Below are 17840 nucleotides of genomic sequence, written 5' to 3' on the forward strand. Positions count from 1 at the left end.
CCGGCCGGCTCCCGGTCGGCGCTCCGCCGATGCCCTGTCCGCCCCGGTGCGCACGGGTGTTAACAAGGTCACAGGGAAGGGGTGCCTAAATTGAACGGGAAGTGTCACCGGCCTACATTATTCTTATCTGAAGAGTGCTGTCGCACCGGCGTAATCCCTGCGTATAACGCGCTAACGCCCATGCGATGCAGGGAGGTAATTTCAATGCCGAAGACACTGACACCAGCAGGCACCCTCTACCGTGGCCGGGAAGGCCAATGGTCCTGGGTGGCCCACCGCATCACCGGGGTAGTGATTTTCTTCTTCCTCCTCGTGCACGTCCTGGACACGTCGCTCGTCCGCGTTTCGCCGGAAGCCTACGACGCCGTCATCGCCTCGTACAAGAACCCGATCATGGGTCTCGGGGAACTCGGCCTCGTCGCTGCCATCCTGTTCCACGCCTTCAATGGGGTCCGCGTCATCCTCGTGGACTTCTGGAAGAAGGGTCCGAGGTACCACCGCCAGATGCTGTGGGCCGTCGTAGGCCTCTGGGCGGTCGTCATGATCGCCTTCTCGATCCGCCATCTCTCGCACGTCTTCGGAGGTTAGTACCCATGGCTACCCCAACCATCGAAAGCCCCCGCTCCGGACGCGTCGCCCCGGGCTACTCACGCACCCCCGGCTCGCGCGGCAACTTCGAGATGACCGCCTGGCTCTTCATGCGCCTCTCCGGCGCCATCCTCCTGGTGCTGATCCTCGTCCACCTCTACGTGAACCTCGTCGCCGGTGACGGCATCACCGGGATCGACTTCGGCTTCGTCGCCGGCAAGTGGGCGGACCCCGTCTGGCAGATCTGGGACCTCACGCTGCTGTGGCTGTCCATGCTGCACGGCACCAACGGCATCCGCGTGATCATCAACGACTACGCCGAGAAGAACAGCACCCGTATGTGGCTCAAGGGTGTCCTGTACACGGCGACCGTGGTCATCCTGGTGCTCGGCACCCTCGTGATCTTCACGTTCGACCCCTGCCCCGTCATCGACGGGGTGGCCCACGTCGCGGACTACTGCCCCGCACCGTAAGCCTGCCCACGTCGGCAGTTCCCGCACGGCGGGCCTTTTGGGGCGCCCCCGTGCACACACACCGGTTTCAACAGAAAGAGCGACCAGCATGCAGGTCCACAAGTACGACGTCGTCATCGTCGGCGCCGGTGGCGCGGGGATGCGCGCAGCCATCGAATCAGGGCAGCGCGCCCGCACCGCCGTCCTGACGAAGCTCTACCCCACCCGGTCCCACACGGGTGCGGCGCAGGGCGGCATGTGCGCTGCACTCGCCAACGTCGAGGAGGACAACTGGGAGTGGCACACCTTCGACACCGTCAAGGGCGGCGACTACCTCGTCGACCAGGACGCGGCCGAGGTCATGGCCAAGGAAGCCATCGAGGCGGTCCTCGACCTCGAGAAGATGGGCCTCCCGTTCAACCGCACCCCCGAGGGACGCATCGACCAGCGGCGCTTCGGCGGCCACACCCGCGACCACGGCAAGGCCCCCGTCCGCCGGTCCTGCTACGCGGCGGACCGTACGGGACACATGATCCTGCAGACGCTCTACCAGAACTGCGTCAAGCACAACGTCGAGTTCTACAACGAGTACTACGTCCTCGACCTGCTCATGGTGGACGAGGAGGTCACGGTCGACGGCGTGACGCGCATCCAGAAGCGCGTCGCCGGCGTCGTCTCCTACGACCTGGCCTCGGGTGAACTGCACATCTTCCAGGCCAAGTCCGTCGTCTTCGCCTCGGGCGGTGTCGGCAAGGTCTACAAGACGACGTCGAACGCCCACACCCTGACCGGTGACGGCATGGGCATCGCCTTCCGCCGCGGGATCCCCCTCGAGGACATGGAGTTCTTCCAGTTCCACCCGACCGGCCTCGCCGGACTGGGCATCCTGCTCTCCGAGGCCGCCCGCGGTGAGGGCGCCATCCTCCGCAACTCGGAGGGTGAGCGCTTCATGGAGCGCTACGCCCCCACCATCAAGGACCTCGCCCCGCGTGACATCGTCGCGCGGTCCATGGCGAACGAGGTCCGCGAGGGCCGCGGTGCCGGACCGAACAAGGACTACGTCCTCCTCGACCTGACGCACCTCGAGCCCGCGCACATCGACGCGAAGCTCCCGGACATCACCGAGTTCGCCCGCACCTACCTCGGCGTGGAGCCCTACACGGAGCCGGTTCCGGTCTTCCCGACGGCGCACTACGCCATGGGCGGCATCCCGACGAACATCAAGGCCGAGGTCCTGGCGGACAACGACACCGTGGTCCCGGGCCTCTACGCCGCCGGCGAGGTCGCCTGCGTCTCGGTGCACGGATCGAACCGCCTCGGCACCAATTCGCTCCTGGACATCAACGTCTTCGGGAAGCGCGCAGGGCTGGCCGCGGCCGAGTACGCCCTGACGGCCGACTTCGTCGAGATCCCCGAGAACCCCACGGTCGAGACCGAGGAGCTCCTCAACCGGGCACGCAGCTCGGAGGGCGGAGAGCGTGTGGCGCAGATCCGCAAGGAGCTGCAGGACATCATGGACGCGAATGTCCAGGTGTTCCGCACCGAGCAGACCCTGATCGAGGCCCTCCGCGTGATCGATACGCTGGAGGAGCGGTACACGCGGATCACCGTGCAGGACAAGGGCAAGCGGTTCAACCTCGATCTCCTCGAAGCCGTCGAGCTCGGGTTCCTCCTCGACATGGCGAAGGTCATGACGGCGGCGGCCCTGCACCGCAAGGAGTCCCGTGGTGGCCACTTCCGCGAGGACTACCCGGAGCGTGACGACGAGAATTTCATGACCCATTCCATGGCCTACAAGGATCCCAGCGCCACCGAGACGAGTGGCGTCCGCCTTGAGACCAAACCGGTTATCTTCACCCGATACCAGCCCATGGAGCGTAAGTACTGATGAGCACCGAAACGATGGAAAAGGAGCCGGCCTCCAAGGTCGAGCTCGCGCCCGGCGTCGGCGGCGGTGGAGAGATCCCCACGTTCGACATCACCCTGAAGGTCCGCCGCTACAATCCCGAGGTCTCCGACGACGCCCACTGGGACGAGTGGAAGCTGACCATGTACGGCACGGACCGCGTGCTGGACGCGCTGCACAAGGTGAAGTGGGAGCATGACGGCTCCGTCTCCTTCCGCCGCTCGTGTGCGCACGGTGTCTGCGGCTCCGACGCCATGCGCATCAACGGACGTAACCGCCTCGCCTGCAAGACCCTGCTGAAGGACCTCGACACGTCGAAGCCCATCCTCGTGGAGCCCATCAAGGGCCTTCCCGTGGAGAAGGACCTCATCGTCGACATGGAGCCGTTCTTCCAGTCCTACCGCGAGATCATGCCGTTCCTGATCAGCAAGGGCCACGAGCCCGCGAAGGAGCGCCTGCAGTCCGCCGAGGAGCGCGACCGCTACGACGACACCACCAAGTGCATCCTGTGCGCTGCGTGCACGTCGTCCTGCCCCGTCTTCTGGACCGACGGCCAGTACTTCGGCCCCGCGGCGATCGTGAACGCGCACCGTTTCATCTTCGACTCGCGCGACGACGCCGGGGACATGCGCCTCGAGATCCTGAACGACAAGGAAGGCGTGTGGCGTTGCCGCACCACCTTCAACTGCTCGGAGGCATGCCCCCGCGGTATCCAGGTCACGAAGGCGATCTCCGAGGTCAAGCAGGCGATCCTGACCCGCAAGGTCTGACCGCCACCGGCGATCACGCAGTCCAGCTGCCGAGAAGGGCGGCCCGCATCGGCGGGCCGCCCTTCGTCGTTCCCGAGGTCTCCCGGGCACCTCGTCGCTGCGAGCAGGACGGGCGGATCGGGTCAGCTCAGGTCACGGCGGGTCAGCTCAGGTCACGGCGGGTCCGGGCGGGTCACGGCGGGTCCGGGCGGGTCAGGGCGGGTCAGGTGGGAGGATTCCCGGTCCCCGGCTTCCGGCGGCTCCGCTGCCGCAGCGTGCCGCCCTTCGCGTGGTGTTCGCGCTCCGCCCGGGTCAGGGCGTCGGCCGACCCCACCGCGCACCAGGCCGTCGCCAGCAGGTAGACCTGGCTGAGGAGGAAGAACCAGATGAACAGCGCCAGGATCACGGCGAAGGACAGCAGCAGCGGGTTGTTGCCGAAGGTGCCCAGGATCTGCGTCGAGAAGGTCCGCAGCAGTGTCGTCCCGAGCCCGGCGATGACCGACCCCTGGAGCAGGATCCGGCGCGGCATCTGGATCGCCGACGCCGAGTGGAACAGCACCACGGCCACGAGGATGTCCAGCAGGATCATCACGGCGAATCCTGCCGCCTGCGTCAGCACCTGGCTCACTGCTGCCAGGTGGAGGATCGCCAGGAGTGCGCCCAGCGAGTTGGTGGCGACGATACCCAGTCCCGTCGTCACGAGCATGATGACACCGAGCACCGCGAGCGTGCCCAGATCCTTCAGCCAGAGCACGATCGGGGGTGCCGCGACGGGCTGGAGGGCGAAGATCCCGCGCATCGCCTGGCGCATCCCCCCGATCCAGCCGAGCGCCGTCACGAGCATCACGGCCGACGAGACGACGATCGTCCAGCCCAGGCCACTGGTCGCGTCGAAGAGACGGGCAGGGGTCACGAGTCCCCGCCCCTCCTCGCCCCTGTCGATCAGTCCCGGCACCGCCCGGTCGAGGGCGTCGACGGAGAGATCCCGGAGGTCCGCATCCCCCGCGACGACGAGGCCGAGCGCGGCGAACCCCACGACCAGGAGTGCCGCGATCGCGAAGAACAACCGGTACGCCAATCCGGCCGCCATCAGCGGGCCCCGGCGCTCGTTGTACAGCAGCACGACGCGCACGGGTCGCAGGGTGTAGAACCGGCAGATCGCGAGGTCGAGCCGTGCCAGCAGGAGCTCGGAGCCCCCGCTTCCGGACCGGGTCAGCCGGCCCAGGCGGACCTGCGCGTCGAGGACCTTGCGGCGGAGGTCCGGCAGGCTGGCGGGCGAGGGCTGGTCAACCTGCGGCGGCTTCGGAGCCGTCAGCGACTTCGCCAAAATGCAGCTCCTCCCTCAGCTTCCACAGGCCCGACGGCACGTGCTCGTAGAGTCCCATGGATCGCACCTCGAAGGATGCCTCGAAGGCGTGGAGCTCCTCGACCGCTGCGTCCATGCCGGCCTCGGACACATCATGCGCCACCGTGACGTGCGGATGGAAGGGGAAGTCCAGGTCCCGTTCCAGCGGTCCGGTCTGGAGCCGCGCGTGCAGCTCCACGCACTCGTCGAAGCCCTCGACGAGCTTCAGGAACACCACGGGCGAGACCGGCCGGAAGGAACCGGTGCTGCGCAGGCGCACCTCGAAGGGCCGCTGCGCGCGGGCGACCGCCCGCACGTGGTCGATCGTCGCGTCCCAGTCGGACGCCGGCGTCGTCGTGATGAGGGTGATGTGCGGGGGCACGACGGCCGCCATGGGGTCCCCGAACGACGCCCGCCACGATTCCAGGGCACCGGCGAGGGGCTCGGGGATCGGGATGGTGATCCCGACGCAGCTACCGTCCACGCCGGATCCGGCCATGGTCGTCACCGCTCCGCTGGGCTGACCGGTCGAGGCGCACATGGATCAGAGGACTCCCGCGGCGGGGAGGAAGCCCACGCGGGCGTAGACGTCGGCGAGCGTGGGGGCCGCGAGGTCCCGGGCCTTCGCCGCACCCTGCGCGAGCAGGCGGTCGAGTTCCGCGGGGTCGGACAGCAGTTCCTCCGCCCGGGTCCGCACGGGCGCGAGCGCCTGGACGACGACGTCGGCGAGATCCACCTTCAGGTGCCCGTACATCCGTCCCTCGTACTCCGCCTCCAGCTCGGCGATGCCCTTGCCGGACAGCGCCGAGTAGATGGACAGCAGGTTCGAGATGCCCGGCTTCTCCGCGGTGTCGAAGCGGATCTCCGTTCCGGCGTCGGTCACCGCCGACCTGATGCGCTTGGCCGTGACCTTGGGATCGTCCAGCAGGTTGATCAGCCCGGCGACCGAGGACGCGGACTTCGACATCTTCGCCGTCGGGTTCTGCAGGTCGTAGATCTTCGCCGACTCCTTCTGGATGAAGGGCTTCGGAACCACGAAGGTGTCCCCGAAGCGGGAGTTGAAGCGCTGCGCCAGGTCCCTGCTCAGTTCGACGTGCTGCCGCTGGTCCTCGCCGACCGGAACGCCGTCGGGCTGGTACAGGAGGATGTCCGCGGCCTGCAGGACGGGGTAGGTGAAGAGGCCCACGCTGGCGGCATCCGTGCCCTGCTTGGACGCCTTGTCCTTGAACTGGGTCATGCGCGACGCCTCGCCGAAGCCGGTGAAGCAGTTGAGCACCCAGGCCAGCTGGGCGTGCTCCGGCACGTGGGACTGGACGAAGAGGGTGGCCCGGTCCGGGTCCACACCTCCGGCGATGTACTGGGCGGCCGTGAGGCGCGTACGGTGCGCCAGTTCCTGCGGGTCCTGCGGCACCGTGATCGCATGGAGGTCGGGGATGAAGAAGACGGCGTCGTAGGTCTCCTGCAGGCGTACCCAGTGCACGAGCGCACCGAGGTAGTTGCCGAGGTGCAGCGAGCCGGCGGACGGCTGCATGCCGGAGAGGATGCGCTGCCGCCGGTTCGGGGCCGGGGCGGGGGCGGGTGTCGTCATGGAAGCTGTCCTGCACTCTGGATCTGGTAGTCGACGACGAGAGGGGCGTGGTCGGAGAACCTCGTGTCCCAGCTCGGCGCCCTGTCGACGTCGGCGCTCAGTGCGCTCTTCGCCAGGGCCTGCGTGGCCAGCTGGTAGTCGATGCGCCAGCCGGTGTCGTTGTCGAACGCCTTGCCCCGCCATGACCACCAGGTGTACGGACCCTCGACCTCGCCCGCCAGGAGCCGTGCGACGTCGACGAAACCGCACTCGTCCGAGAAGAAGCGGTCGAAGTAGGCGCGTTCCTCGGGCAGGAAACCGGCCTTCCTGACGTTGCCCTTCCAGTTCCGGATGTCGAGCTCCGTGTGGCCGACGTTGAGGTCGCCCATCACCACGGCATGGTCGGCGCCGTCCCTGAGCTGGGGCAGCCGTGTGGTCATCGCGTCGAGGAAGCGGTACTTGTCGTCCTGCTTCTGCGTGCCGACCTCGCCGGAGTGCACGTAGGCGCTCACGACCGTCAGGCTCGCGCCGTCGACCTCGAAGTCCGCCTCGACCCACCGGCCGGCGGTCTCGAAGTAGCTGTCGCCGATGGTGGTGCGCGTCGCCGTGGGCGCCCGGCGGGAGGCGACGGCGATCCCGGCACGGCCCTTGGCGTCGGCCTCGGTGTGGAGGATGTGCCACCCGTCCCCGAGCAGGTCGCGGACCACGGCATCGGGGGCCCGGACCTCCTGCAGGCAGAGGATGTCGACGTCCCGCCCGTCCAGCCATTCCTGCATGCCCCGCTTGTAGGCGGCACGTATTCCGTTGACATTGACGGAGGCGATGCGGAGGGGATTCTGCGGAGGGTTCGATGCCGGACTCACTCGATCAACCTTACCCCGCACGATATTCCGATTCATCTCCGACGGGGGCCCGTCAGTCGACGACGGTGCCCTCCACGGGGCCGTCGGTGGACCCCTTCATCATGGAGCGGGCATTGTGCGAGGTGATCTCGATCGTCTCGAGTGCGCGCTCGACCATTCCCTCGTCCCGGCCGAGGTATTCACGCACGACTCCGACCTGCACCTGGACGATCTTGAAGCTGTGGTCCAGCTTGAGGTCCCGGGCCCTGTCGACGGCGACCGGAGCGGCCTGCCCGCCGAACCCCGCATGCCCCTGAAGGCGGGACGCGGCCTTGCGCGCGGCCGAGCGGAGGCTGAACACGACGAAGCTGAAGACCAGGAGCCAGCCGAGGGAGATGATCACCACCAGCCAGCCGACGACGTCGTTCTGGTTCGCGGCGAAGACCACGGCGACCAGGAACACGACGAGCATGATCGCCATCCCGGCGCTGCCCATGCGCATGCTCATACCCCGGCCCGCGGGCCGGCCATTACTTCCCAGTGACTGCATCCGACCATTCTCTCGCATCGTCCGGGCGCCTCCCGCTCCTTCCACCGCGGGCGAACTGTCAGGCTTCCCCAAGGTTTCTTCCATCTCCGCCCATCCGTGACCGGGGTCACCGCGAAGTACTGTCGTGCGCGCCCTACGGTGCGCTTCATTCGCACTACGGAGGACTTACCCATGAACAAGAAGATGCGTCTCCTCGCAGTACCGGCCCTCGCCATCAGCGCTGTCGCCCTCGCCGGGTCTCCCGCGCTGGCCGCCGACGGCTCCTACTCGTCCACCCTCGGCCAGCTGAACGGCACCACGGGCTCCGGCACGATCACGCTCGACGTCACCGGTGACAAGGCGATGGTCAACCTGCAGGTCTCCGGTCTCGCCCAGACCTTCATGGACGCCCCGTACCCCCACGTGCAGCACATCCACGGTGGCGCCAAGGGCGTCTGCCCCACGCCCGCCGACGACGCCAATGGCGACGGGATCATCAACGTCGCCGAGGGTGTCCCGGGCTACGGAGACATCCAGACCACGCTCACCACCTCCGGCGCCACCACCCCTGCCGAGGGCCTGAACCTGCAGCTCGGTGGCCAGGGCGGGACCTACTCGATCCAGCGCGAGATCACCCTCGATGCCGCCACCAAGGCATCGCTCGAAGCCGGCACCGCCGTCGTCGTCGTGCACGGTCTCGATCCCGCCACGGCCGGCGTGTCCCCGGAGGTCTTCGGCAGCCCGTCCGAGATCGCTCCCGAGCTCCCGCTCGGCGCGACCTCGCCCGCACTGTGCGGCACCCTCGCCGCGACCCAGATGGGCGCCATGCCGTCCGGCGGAGCCGACACCGGTGTCGCCACCGAGTCCTCCTCCAACTCCGCGGGCATGATCGCCCTCGGCGGTGGCCTGGTCCTGGCCGCAGCCGCCGGCGGAACCTACGCCGTCCGCCGCCGCGCGACCAACGCATGATCCTGATCGCTTCCCGTGATCAGTAAGGTAACCGGCCGCCGCTGGGGCTTCACCGCCCCGGCGGTGGCCGCCCTTTTCCTCCTTGCCGGCTGCGGAACCGGGGACGCGCCCGCAGCGACCCCGGACTCCCCGTCGGCCCCTGCGAGCAGCTCCGCCGGTCCTGCGTCCGCTGCACCCGGTCCGGCCGTGCCCTCGGCGGCTGCTGCCACGGAGCCGGCCGCTCCTGCGGCCCCACCGACGGCACAGCCTGCCGTGCTCGCCGCCTCGGCGCCGGTCACGCTGGAGATCCCGTCTATCGGCGTGCGGACCGATCTGCTCACCCTCGGCCTGCGGGAGAACCGGAGCCTGGAGGTTCCGCCGGACGGCCCCGGCGCCCCGGCGAGCTGGTACGACCGGTCCCCCACCCCGGGCGAACGCGGACCCGCCGTGATGCTCGGGCACGTCAATGCGACCGACGGCGGCAAGGGCGTCTTCGCCGACCTGCGCTCCCTCTCCTCCGGCGACCGCATGAACGTCGTCCGCGAGGACGGCACCACGGCGGTCTTCGAGTTCCAGCGCGGCGAGGCCTACCAGAAGGACGAGTTCCCCACCCTGACGGTGTACGGGAACACTCCCGGCTCGGAGCTGCGCCTGATCACCTGCGACGGCTACAACCCGGAGACGGGCGCCTTCGACGACAACTACGTGGTCTACGCGACGCTGGTGGTGTGAGGGCTACCTCAGGAACAGCTTCCGCAGGCGCAGCGTGGTCAGCAGCATGCCGACCACGATCATGACGAGGAAGTAGCAGAGGTGGAGCACGGCGGCCGGGGTGAACGAGGCGATGCTGATCTGGCGCAGCAGCTCGACCCCGTGCCAGAGCGGCAGGGCCTGGATGAACCACTGGAGGCCCTGCGGGTAGACGCTCAGCGGATAGAAGGTGGCCGAGAACAGGAACATCGGGAGCATCACGAAGTTGATCCACTCCATCTGCTGGAAGGTCTTCATGTAGCTCGTGATCCCCATGCCGAAGGACGCGAACCCGAACGCGATCACGACAGACGCGGGGATCACGAGCAGGGCCACGGGTGTGGTGACGAGTCCCATCACGGCCATCACGGCGGTGAAGCCTGTGGCGTACATCGCTCCGCGGAGCAGGGCGAGGAAGATCTCACCGATGGCGACGTCGAGCGGCCCCAACGAGGTGTAGAGCATGCCCTGGTAGAGCTTCGCGAAGTTCATCTTGAAGAACACGTTCCACGTGCTGTCGTACACGGCCCCGTTCATCGCGGAGACGGCCAGCAGCGCCGGCGCGATGTAGGCCGCGTAGCTGATCTGCTCGCCGTTCGGTCCGGCGACGGTGCCGACGAGTGCCCCGAGCCCCACTCCCATCGAGACGAGGTAGAGCACGGGTTCGAAGAATCCGGACACCATGATCAGCCAGTTGCTGCTGCGCGTCGCCAGCAGGCCGCGCGCGATGACCGCCTTCGCGTTGCGCGAGTAGAGCGCCGCCAGGGGCCGCTTCGACCCACTGAGGGCATAGTCCCGGGCCGTCAGCTGCGCGCTCATCTCCCGAGCCTCCTCGCGTACACGGTGCGGGCCCTGCGCCAGCCGATCTCGGCGAGGACCAGCAGGAACAGCACGTGCACGATGGCGAGCCACGCCGGTACGTCGTACCCGTACGTGAGTGCCCGGCCGAGTTCGGTGCCGTGCCACAGCGGCGAGATCCAGCCGATCCACCGCAGGAACACGGGCAGCGTGTCGAGCGGGAAGAAGGTGCCGCTGAAGAGGAACATCGGGGTCACGACGAAGCGCATCACGAGGGCGAACTGGCCCTTGTCCTCCTCGACGCCGGCCGAATAGGCCATCAGCGGGAGGCCGAACGCGAGGCCGCTGAGGACGGCGACCGGGATGGCTGCCGCGCCGGCGGCGGACGGGGAGGCGCCGAACGCCGCGACGATGAGAAAGTAGATGATCGTCGTCGCCGTCAGGCGCGCCGCGATCGCGATGATGTGCCCGTTGACGATCTGGTCCGTGCTGAGCGGCGATGCGTGCGGGCCGTAGTAGACGCGCCGCCACTTGAATCCGTCCATGACCGGGTAGGTGAACTCGGTGGCCGCCGTCATGATCGTCGCCGACGCCAGCAGGGCGGGGGCGAGGAAGGCGAGGTAGCCGACACCGCCGAACGCTCCCGCTGCGGTGCGGTCGACGAGCGTCGCGAGCCCCACCCCCATGGCGAACAGGTACAGGACCGGTGTGCCCACGCTCGAGGCGAGCAGCGTCCAGCGGTAGCTGTTCATGGACCGGAGCACGTGTTCGGCGTAGTACCAGGAGCCGAACGTCCGGGCGCGCGCCGCTGACACCGCTGGCGGGTGGGCGGAGGGTCGGTAGGGCGGTGCTGCCGTTTCCTGCACGCGGGCGGGTGTCGGGTCAGTCAACGAGGCTCCTTCCGGTCAGGCGCAGGAAGACGTCCTCGAGCGACGAGCGCCGGACGAGCGACGTGATCGGCCGGAGCCCGCGCGAGGTCACCTGTTCCAGGGCCGCTTCGCCGTCGTCCGCGTAGATGAGCACCCGGTCCGGCAGCGGCTCGAGGCGTTCCCCGATACCCTGCAGCTCCGCCGCCACTGTGGTGTTGCGTTCGGACCCGAACCGCAGTTCGAGGACCTCCCGGGTCGAATGGTCGCGGATGAGCTGCGCCGGCGACCCCTCGGCCATGATCCGGCCCTTGTCGACGACGACCAGGCGGTCGCAGAGCTGCTCGGCCTCGTCCATGTAGTGCGTGGTGAGGATCAGTGTCACGCCCGACTCCTTGAGCCGGAACAGGCGGTCCCACAGGATGTGGCGCGCCTGGGGGTCCAGCCCGGTGGTGGGCTCGTCGAGCAGCAGGATCTTCGGCTCGTTGATCAGGGAGCGGGCGATGGTCAGGCGCCGCTTCATGCCACCCGACAGCGCATCCACCTTGGCCGTGGCCTTGTCCGTGAGCTGCGCGAACTCGAGCAGTTCGTCGGCCTTGGGCCTGAGGTAGCTCATCGGCAGGCCGAAGTACCGGCCGTAGACGAGCAGGTTGTCGCGCACCCGCAGTTCCTCGTCGAGGTTGTCCTGCTGCGGGACCACACCGAGGTGGGCGCGGACCTCCGGACCGTGCTCCTCCGGGTCGAGGCCCATGATGGTGAGCCTGCCCGAGGTCCGCTGCGAGACACCGCCGATCATCCGCATCGTCGTGGACTTGCCGGCCCCGTTCGGCCCCAGCAGGCCGAACGACTCGCCCGCGGGGACGTCGAAGGAGATGCCGTCCACCGCCCGGAAGTCACCGTAGTGCTTGCTGAGCTGCTGGGCGGAGATGACCGGTGGTCCGGAGGGGGTCGTCGACACCTGCCCAGCCTAGGCGAGAACTCCCATTGGCAGAAGCCAATGGGAGTTCTCGCACGGGCCTAGGCCCCGGCCGCCTGACGCTCGGCGGCCTCGACGACGTTCGTGAGCAGCATCGCGCGGGTCATCGGCCCCACTCCCCCGGGGTTCGGCGAGAGCCAGCTCGCCACCGACGCCGCCTCCGGGTCGACGTCGCCGGTCAGCGTCGCCTTCCCGGTGTCCGGGTCCTCGACGCGGCTCACGCCGACGTCGAGCACGATGGCGCCGGGCTTGAGCTGCCCGGCCGGGATCATGTGCGGGATGCCGGCCGCGGCGACGACGACGTCGGCCCGTCCGAGGTGGTCGGCGAGGTCGACGGTCCCGGTGTGCGCGAGGGTCACGGTCGCGTTGACCTGCTTGCGCGTCAGCAGCAGGCCCAGTGGACGGCCGACCGTCACGCCGCGTCCGACGACGAGGACGTTCAGCCCCGTGAGCGCCACGTCGTGGCGGAGCAGGAGCTCGACGATGCCGTGCGGGGTGCAGGGCAACGGGGAGTCCATCGGCGCGTTGACGTTGAGGACGAGCCTGCCGAGGTTGGTCGGGTGCAGGCCGTCGGCGTCCTTCGCCGGGTCGATGCGCTCGAGGATGGCATTGGTGTCGATATGGGCGGGCAGGGGGAGCTGGACGATGTAGCCCGTCGTGGCGTCGTCGGCGTTCAGCTCGTCGAGGACGGCTTCGAGCTCCTCCTGCGTGATGGTGTCCGGCAGGTCGCGACGGACCGAGGTGATGCCGACCTGGGCGCAGTCGCGGTGCTTGCCGGCCACATAGGAGGAGCTTCCGGGATCGTCGCCGACGAGCACGGTACCGAGGCCGGGAGTCACCCCGCGCTCGCGCAGCGCGCTCACGCGCTCGGTCAGTTCCTCCTTGATACGTGCGGCTGTCGCCTTGCCGTCAAGGATGCGGGCGTTGTTCATGGGGGAGATCCTTCTCTGGTCGCTCGTCCAGCTGTTCGAGCAGGAATGCCTTGCCGCGGTCGCAGCAGCCGGTGAAGCAGCACTCCGCGGCGGGGATGTCGAAGTCCGGTGACGCCGCCGCCCTCGAGGAGAGGGCGGCGCGGAGGATCGGATCTACCACTCCTCCTGGCCCGGGTAGAGCGGGAAGTCCGCCGCGAGTGCTGAGACACGGGCGCGCAGCGCCTCGACGTCGGGCGACGGCTTCAGGGCGGCCGCGATGATCTCCCCGACCTCGGTGAACTCGGCCGCGCCGAAACCGCGGGTCGCGAGCGCCGGGGTGCCGATGCGCAGGCCGGAGGTCACCATCGGCGGGCGGGGATCGAACGGCACGGCGTTGCGGTTGACCGTGATGCCGACGGAGTGCAGGACGTCCTCCGCCTGCTGGCCGTCGAGGGAGGAGTTGCGGAGGTCGACGAGGACGAGGTGGACGTCGGTCCCGCCGGTGAGGACCGAGACGCCGTGCTCGGCGACGTCGGCCCCGGTGAGGCGCTCGGCGATGATCCGGGCACCCTCGAGGACGCGCTCCTGGCGCTCCCTGAACTCGGGCGAGCCGGCGATCTTGAAGGCCGTGGCCTTGCCCGCGATCACATGCATGAGCGGGCCGCCCTGCTGGCCGGGGAAGACGCTCGAGTTGAGCTTCTTGGCCCATTCCTGCTTGGCCAGGATCACGCCGGAGCGCGGGCCGGCGAGGGTCTTGTGCACGGTGGACGTGACGACGTCGGAGTGCGGCACCGGGCTGGGGTGGACGCCCGCGGCCACGAGGCCGGCGAAGTGCGCCATGTCGGTCCACAGGAGCGCGCCGACCTCGTCGGCGATGGAGCGGAAGGCCGCGAAGTCGAGCTGGCGCGGGTAGGCGGACCAGCCGGCGATGATGACCTGGGGCTTCTCGGCGAGCGCCTGCTCGCGCACACGCTCCATGTCGAGGCGGTGGGTGTCCTCCTCGACGCCGTAGGCCGCGACCTCGTACAGCTTGCCGGAGAAGTTGAGCTTCATGCCGTGCGTCAGGTGTCCGCCGTGCGCGAGGGACAGGCCCATGATCTTCTCGCCCGGCTTGATCATGGCGGCGAGGGCCGCGGCGTTGGCCTGGGCGCCGGAGTGCGGCTGCACGTTCGCGAATTCCGCACCGAACAGGGCCTTGACGCGTTCGATCGCGAGGTTCTCCGCGACGTCGACGTGCTCGCAGCCGCCGTAGTACCGCCGCCCGGGGTAACCCTCCGCGTACTTGTTGGTCAGCACGCTCCCCTGCGCCTCGAGGACGGCGCGCGGCGCGAAGTTCTCCGAGGCGATCATCTCGAGGGTGTCCCGCTGACGTGCGAGTTCGTCCCGCAGGACGGCGGCGATCTCCGGGTCCACCTCGGACAGGGGCGCGTTGGTGACGGAATCTGCGGCAGCCTGGGATGGAGCCGTGGGCGAAGTGGTCATCGGTTGATCCTTCTGTGGGTCTCGCAAGAGGTCAGCTTGAGTCGCGGGTGAGGCGGCGGATCGATCATCCGCGCCCCGGCCGCTCAGAAACGTGACCCGCGGCCCAGGCGTGCGATCCGTGGTCTGCACTGGAAGCACGGGTCCTCCCGGGGGGATCGATCCGGCTCCATGCCGCTTCCTGGTGGTTGCCCACCCTACGCCAGTCGCGACGGTCCCATGCTAGCCGTACGACGGCGTGCCCCGCCACCGCTCCCTGCGCACTCCCGCGCGGGGCGCCCGGCCCGCGTGCTCCGCCTCCTCGGCATCCGCCCGAAGGGGCGGCTCCCTCCCGGGCCCGTGGCGGGAGCCCGTGGAATACGGGATCATGCCGGCCCGTTCGGGATGAGTGGAACGGTGTCCCGACGGACGGGCGCCGCCGGGGAGGTCTTGGTCATGCTCGGGTCGGTTCAGCAGGTATCGGCGGGCGGGGAACCGCGCAGGGTGCGCGTCGTCGTGATCGGTGCGGGCCAGGCGGGGCTGAGCAGCGCGTACCACCTGAGGCGCCGGGGGCTCGAGCCGCACCGGGACTTCGTGGTCCTCGATGCGAATCCCGCGCCGGGTGGTGCCTGGCTGCATCGCTGGCCCGCCCTGACCTTCGATGCCGCCCACGCCCTCCACGACCTGCCCGGCTTCCCGCTCGGCACGCCCGACCCCCAGGAGCCCGCCTCGCAGGTGGTCCATCGCTACTACGGGGCCTTCGAGAGGGAGTTCGACGTGCCGGTCGTCCGACCGGTCACCGTGCTCCGCGTCGAGTCGGCCGACGACGCGTCCAGCGGTGGCGCGTCCAGCGGTGGCGCGTCCAGCGGTGGCGCGGACGACGGTGGCGCGGACGACGGCGCCGGCCCGCTGAGGGTCGGGACCACGGGTGGTACATGGATCGCGGACGTCGTCATCAACGCGACGGGGACCTGGGACCGCCCGTACTGGCCCTACTACCCCGGCCGGGACCTCTTCACGGGCCGCCAGCTGCACACGCACGACTACCGGTCGGCCGCCGAGTTCGAAGGCCGGCGCGTCCTCGTGGTCGGCGGAGGGACGTCCGCCGTGCAGTTCCTGCTCCAGCTCCACGAGGCCGGTGCCCATCCCCTGTGGTCCACCCGACGCCCGCCGGCCTTCACCCGCCGGCCGTTCGATCCGGAGTGGGGCAGGGAGGTCGAGGCCGAGGTCGACGCCCGCACGAGCGCCGGGCTCCCGCCGGCCAGCGTGGTGTCCGTGACCGGGTTGTCCCTCACCGCCCAGTACCAGGCCGGGATCGACGCCGGCATCCTCGTGTCGCGGGGACCACTGGCCCGGCTCCTGGACCACTCCGCCGTGTTCACCGACGGATCGGAGGAGCCCATCGACGTCGTCCTGTGGGCCACCGGATTCCGGGCCGCGCTGGACCACCTGGCCCCGCTGCGCCTCCGCGAGCCCGGCGGCGGCATCCGGATGGACGGCGTCCACGTCCGACGGGAGCCGCGACTCCTGCTCGTCGGCTACGGGGCATCGGCATCGACCCTCGGCGCCTCCCGTGCGGGCCGCACCGCGGCGGCAGCCGCGGTCGGCGCCCTCCGAAGCATCGCGTCACACGAGGGGCCTGCCGGTAATCTGGCGTAGGTGACCTCCCCCGACACCTCCCGTTCCTATTCGCTGACGCTCTCGTGCCCCGACAGGCCCGGCATCGTCCACGGCGTGTCCGGCGCCCTGGTCGGCGTGGGCGCCAACATCACCGAGTCCCAGCAGTACGGGAGCCCGGACACGGGCACCTTCTTCATGCGGGTGGCACTCGCCACGGACGCCCCGGAACAGGAGCTCCGCTCGGCCCTCGAACCCGTCGCCGCGGAGTTCGGGATGGAGTGGGCGCTCGCGCAGTCCGAGCGGCGGACGCGCACGCTCATCATGGTGTCCAGGGCCGCACACTGCCTCAACGACCTCCTGTTCCAGCACCGCTCCGGGACCCTGGCCATCGACATCCCGGTGATCGTGTCCAACCACCGTGACCTCGAGGACCTCGCCGCCTTCTACGGGGTCGAATTCCACCACATCCCGGTGACTCCCGCGACCAAGGCGGAGGCCGAGGCCGAACTGCGAGCCCTGATGGACCGGCACGACATCGAACTCGTGGTGCTCGCCCGCTACATGCAGATCCTCAGTGACGAGCTCTGCGAGGACCTGCTCGGGCGCGCCATCAACATCCACCACTCGTTCCTGCCGTCCTTCAAGGGGGCTCGGCCGTACCACCAGGCCCACGCCCGAGGAGTGAAACTGATCGGCGCCACAGCCCACTACGTCACCGGCGCCCTCGACGAGGGGCCGATCATCGAGCAGGAGGTCATCCGCGTGGACCACGCGCGGACGGCAGAGCAGCTCACGTCGATCGGGCGCGAACTCGAGGGCAGGGCCCTCGTCCAGGCGGTGCAGTGGCACGCCGAGCGCCGCGTCCTCCTCGACGGGCGCCGCACCATCGTCTTCAACTGACGGATCCGAGCGAACCCGCCTTCACCGGCCGCCCTTCGCCGACCGGCACCGATCACTCCCCGCCCGGCAGGGCGTCGCCTAGGCTGGCGCCATGGCACACCTGATCCCCTTCCGCGGCAAGACCCCCGACGTCAGCGATTCGGCATTCACCGCCCCGACGGCCTCCCTCATCGGCGAGGTGGTGCTGGGGCCCTTCGCGAGCGTGTTCTACGGCGCCGTCGTGCGGGCCGACACCGCGGCCATCCGGATCGGCGAGGGCACGAACCTGCAGGACAACGTGGTGGTCCACGCCGATCCCGGGTACCCCGCGCACATCGGCGCCGGCGTGAGCGTGGGGCACGCCGCCGTCGTGCACGGCTGCACCATCGAGGACGACTGCCTCATCGGCATGGGAGCCACGGTCCTGAACGGTGCCGTGATCGGCTCCGGCTCCCTCGTCGCCGCGGGCGCCGTGGTGCTCGAGGGGACGGTCGTCCCCCCGCGCTCCCTCGTGGCCGGCGTCCCGGGCAAGGTGCGCCGGCAGCTCGACGACGCCGAGGTCGACGCCGTGAAGGCCAACGCCGATCGCTACCGGTCCCTCGCGCAGGAACATCGTGCCGCGTTAACTTCTTGACTACAAGGGAGCCCTGCGGCAC

General features: G+C 69.3%; 20 protein-coding genes. 9 read left to right on the plus strand and 11 right to left on the minus strand.

Features of this window, described 5'->3' with window-relative positions; translation table 11 throughout:
• Positions 1-204: 204 nt before the first annotated feature.
• The 4 genes from sdhC (at position 205) to AC0Z9V_RS10440 (ending at position 3716) form a co-directional block, all read left to right on the plus strand.
• Positions 205-588: a succinate dehydrogenase, cytochrome b556 subunit gene (gene sdhC / locus AC0Z9V_RS10425; protein ID WP_133082745.1), complete on the plus strand. Its 384-nt coding sequence runs from the start codon at positions 205-207 to the stop codon at positions 586-588.
• A gap of 5 nt (positions 589-593) precedes the next feature.
• Positions 594-1061: a succinate dehydrogenase hydrophobic membrane anchor subunit gene (locus tag AC0Z9V_RS10430; RefSeq protein ID WP_133082744.1), complete on the plus strand. Its 468-nt coding sequence runs from the start codon at positions 594-596 to the stop codon at positions 1059-1061.
• A gap of 88 nt (positions 1062-1149) precedes the next feature.
• The gene (sdhA, locus tag AC0Z9V_RS10435; RefSeq protein ID WP_459267573.1) at positions 1150-2928 is read left to right on the plus strand and encodes a succinate dehydrogenase flavoprotein subunit; all 1779 of its coding nucleotides are present in this window, start codon (positions 1150-1152) and stop codon (positions 2926-2928) included.
• Positions 2928-3716: a succinate dehydrogenase iron-sulfur subunit gene (locus tag AC0Z9V_RS10440; RefSeq protein WP_133082742.1), complete on the plus strand. Its 789-nt coding sequence runs from the start codon at positions 2928-2930 to the stop codon at positions 3714-3716. Before sdhA ends, AC0Z9V_RS10440 begins: the two co-directional genes overlap by 1 nt.
• A 202-nt stretch (positions 3717-3918) precedes the next feature.
• Here AC0Z9V_RS10440 and AC0Z9V_RS10445 read toward each other — a convergent pair whose 3' ends face one another.
• Genes AC0Z9V_RS10445 through AC0Z9V_RS10465 form a run of 5 tightly spaced genes read right to left on the minus strand, consistent with a single transcriptional unit; the run spans position 3919 to position 7999 of the window.
• The gene (locus tag AC0Z9V_RS10445; protein WP_485141448.1) at positions 3919-5022 is read right to left on the minus strand and encodes a YihY/virulence factor BrkB family protein; all 1104 of its coding nucleotides are present in this window, start codon (positions 5020-5022) and stop codon (positions 3919-3921) included.
• Positions 4982-5581, minus strand: coding sequence for a 2'-5' RNA ligase family protein (locus AC0Z9V_RS10450; protein ID WP_133082740.1), 600 nt, complete (start codon positions 5579-5581; stop codon positions 4982-4984). Before AC0Z9V_RS10450 ends, AC0Z9V_RS10445 begins: the two co-directional genes overlap by 41 nt.
• A gap of 3 nt (positions 5582-5584) precedes the next feature.
• On the minus strand, positions 5585-6628 hold the full coding sequence (gene trpS, locus AC0Z9V_RS10455) for a tryptophan--tRNA ligase (protein WP_133082739.1): 1044 nt from the start codon (positions 6626-6628) through the stop codon (positions 5585-5587).
• Positions 6625-7506, minus strand: a complete 882-nt coding sequence (locus AC0Z9V_RS10460; RefSeq protein WP_485141449.1) for an exodeoxyribonuclease III — start codon at positions 7504-7506, stop codon at positions 6625-6627. Before AC0Z9V_RS10460 ends, trpS begins: the two co-directional genes overlap by 4 nt.
• A gap of 16 nt (positions 7507-7522) precedes the next feature.
• Positions 7523-7999 (minus strand): hypothetical protein, encoded by a 477-nt coding sequence (locus tag AC0Z9V_RS10465; RefSeq protein WP_485141450.1) that lies wholly within the window; start codon positions 7997-7999, stop codon positions 7523-7525.
• A gap of 171 nt (positions 8000-8170) precedes the next feature.
• Between AC0Z9V_RS10465 and AC0Z9V_RS10470 the strand changes: the two genes are divergently transcribed.
• Both AC0Z9V_RS10470 and AC0Z9V_RS10475 read left to right on the plus strand, forming a co-directional pair.
• Entirely contained in the window at positions 8171-8947 is a 777-nt protein-coding gene (locus AC0Z9V_RS10470) for a hypothetical protein (protein ID WP_485141451.1), read from the plus strand.
• A 15-nt stretch (positions 8948-8962) separates the two neighbouring features.
• The gene (locus tag AC0Z9V_RS10475) at positions 8963-9658 is read left to right on the plus strand and encodes a sortase domain-containing protein (RefSeq protein ID WP_133082735.1); all 696 of its coding nucleotides are present in this window, start codon (positions 8963-8965) and stop codon (positions 9656-9658) included.
• A gap of 3 nt (positions 9659-9661) precedes the next feature.
• Here AC0Z9V_RS10475 and AC0Z9V_RS10480 read toward each other — a convergent pair whose 3' ends face one another.
• From AC0Z9V_RS10480 to glyA, 6 genes are read right to left on the minus strand one after another with little or no spacing between them, the layout of a single operon-like run.
• Entirely contained in the window at positions 9662-10495 is an 834-nt protein-coding gene (locus AC0Z9V_RS10480; protein ID WP_208740648.1) for an ABC transporter permease, read from the minus strand.
• A complete protein-coding gene (locus AC0Z9V_RS10485) occupies positions 10492-11364 on the minus strand; it encodes an ABC transporter permease (protein ID WP_485141452.1) in 873 nt (290 codons plus the stop codon). The genes AC0Z9V_RS10480 and AC0Z9V_RS10485 overlap by 4 nt, the downstream gene beginning before the upstream one ends.
• Positions 11357-12298: an ABC transporter ATP-binding protein gene (locus AC0Z9V_RS10490; protein ID WP_208740647.1), complete on the minus strand. Its 942-nt coding sequence runs from the start codon at positions 12296-12298 to the stop codon at positions 11357-11359. Before AC0Z9V_RS10490 ends, AC0Z9V_RS10485 begins: the two co-directional genes overlap by 8 nt.
• Positions 12299-12357: 59 nt before the next feature.
• Positions 12358-13248 carry a bifunctional methylenetetrahydrofolate dehydrogenase/methenyltetrahydrofolate cyclohydrolase gene (locus AC0Z9V_RS10495; protein WP_208740646.1) on the minus strand — a complete coding sequence of 297 codons (891 nt, stop codon included), beginning with the start codon at positions 13246-13248 and terminating at the stop codon, positions 12358-12360.
• Positions 13226-13408, minus strand: coding sequence for a hypothetical protein (locus AC0Z9V_RS10500; protein WP_485141453.1), 183 nt, complete (start codon positions 13406-13408; stop codon positions 13226-13228). Before AC0Z9V_RS10500 ends, AC0Z9V_RS10495 begins: the two co-directional genes overlap by 23 nt.
• Entirely contained in the window at positions 13402-14709 is a 1308-nt protein-coding gene (gene glyA / locus AC0Z9V_RS10505) for a serine hydroxymethyltransferase (RefSeq protein ID WP_459288370.1), read from the minus strand. The genes AC0Z9V_RS10500 and glyA overlap by 7 nt, the downstream gene beginning before the upstream one ends.
• 432 nt (positions 14710-15141) lie before the next feature.
• Between glyA and AC0Z9V_RS10510 the strand changes: the two genes are divergently transcribed.
• The 3 genes from AC0Z9V_RS10510 to AC0Z9V_RS10520 all read left to right on the plus strand — a co-directional run bounded on the left by AC0Z9V_RS10510 (position 15142) and on the right by AC0Z9V_RS10520 (position 17818).
• Positions 15142-16344, plus strand: coding sequence for an FAD-dependent oxidoreductase (locus AC0Z9V_RS10510; RefSeq protein WP_485141454.1), 1203 nt, complete (start codon positions 15142-15144; stop codon positions 16342-16344).
• On the plus strand, positions 16345-17205 hold the full coding sequence (gene purU, locus AC0Z9V_RS10515) for a formyltetrahydrofolate deformylase (protein ID WP_485141455.1): 861 nt from the start codon (positions 16345-16347) through the stop codon (positions 17203-17205).
• A 91-nt stretch (positions 17206-17296) separates the two neighbouring features.
• A complete protein-coding gene (locus AC0Z9V_RS10520) occupies positions 17297-17818 on the plus strand; it encodes a gamma carbonic anhydrase family protein (RefSeq protein ID WP_133082728.1) in 522 nt (173 codons plus the stop codon).
• The last annotated feature ends 22 nt before the right edge of the window (positions 17819-17840 follow it).

This window comes from Arthrobacter sp. UYP4 (genome assembly GCF_057291175.1).

Bases quoted from the DNA above. Each gene is read 5' to 3' on its own strand.
- sdhC (WP_133082745.1), top strand. From the start codon at position 205: ATGCCGAAGACACTGACACCAGCAGGCACCCTCTACCGTGGCCGGGAA.
- AC0Z9V_RS10430 (WP_133082744.1), top strand. From the start codon at position 594: ATGGCTACCCCAACCATCGAAAGCCCCCGCTCCGGACGCGTCGCCCCG.
- sdhA (WP_459267573.1), top strand. From the start codon at position 1,150: ATGCAGGTCCACAAGTACGACGTCGTCATCGTCGGCGCCGGTGGCGCG.
- AC0Z9V_RS10440 (WP_133082742.1), top strand. From the start codon at position 2,928: ATGAGCACCGAAACGATGGAAAAGGAGCCGGCCTCCAAGGTCGAGCTC.
- AC0Z9V_RS10450 (WP_133082740.1), bottom strand. From the start codon at position 5,581: ATGTGCGCCTCGACCGGTCAGCCCAGCGGAGCGGTGACGACCATGGCC.
- trpS (WP_133082739.1), bottom strand. From the start codon at position 6,628: ATGACGACACCCGCCCCCGCCCCGGCCCCGAACCGGCGGCAGCGCATC.
- AC0Z9V_RS10460 (WP_485141449.1), bottom strand. From the start codon at position 7,506: ATGAATCGGAATATCGTGCGGGGTAAGGTTGATCGAGTGAGTCCGGCA.
- AC0Z9V_RS10465 (WP_485141450.1), bottom strand. From the start codon at position 7,999: ATGCAGTCACTGGGAAGTAATGGCCGGCCCGCGGGCCGGGGTATGAGC.
- AC0Z9V_RS10470 (WP_485141451.1), top strand. From the start codon at position 8,171: ATGAACAAGAAGATGCGTCTCCTCGCAGTACCGGCCCTCGCCATCAGC.
- AC0Z9V_RS10480 (WP_208740648.1), bottom strand. From the start codon at position 10,495: ATGAGCGCGCAGCTGACGGCCCGGGACTATGCCCTCAGTGGGTCGAAG.
- AC0Z9V_RS10495 (WP_208740646.1), bottom strand. From the start codon at position 13,248: ATGAACAACGCCCGCATCCTTGACGGCAAGGCGACAGCCGCACGTATC.
- glyA (WP_459288370.1), bottom strand. From the start codon at position 14,709: ATGACCACTTCGCCCACGGCTCCATCCCAGGCTGCCGCAGATTCCGTC.
- AC0Z9V_RS10510 (WP_485141454.1), top strand. From the start codon at position 15,142: ATGCTCGGGTCGGTTCAGCAGGTATCGGCGGGCGGGGAACCGCGCAGG.
- AC0Z9V_RS10520 (WP_133082728.1), top strand. From the start codon at position 17,297: ATGGCACACCTGATCCCCTTCCGCGGCAAGACCCCCGACGTCAGCGAT.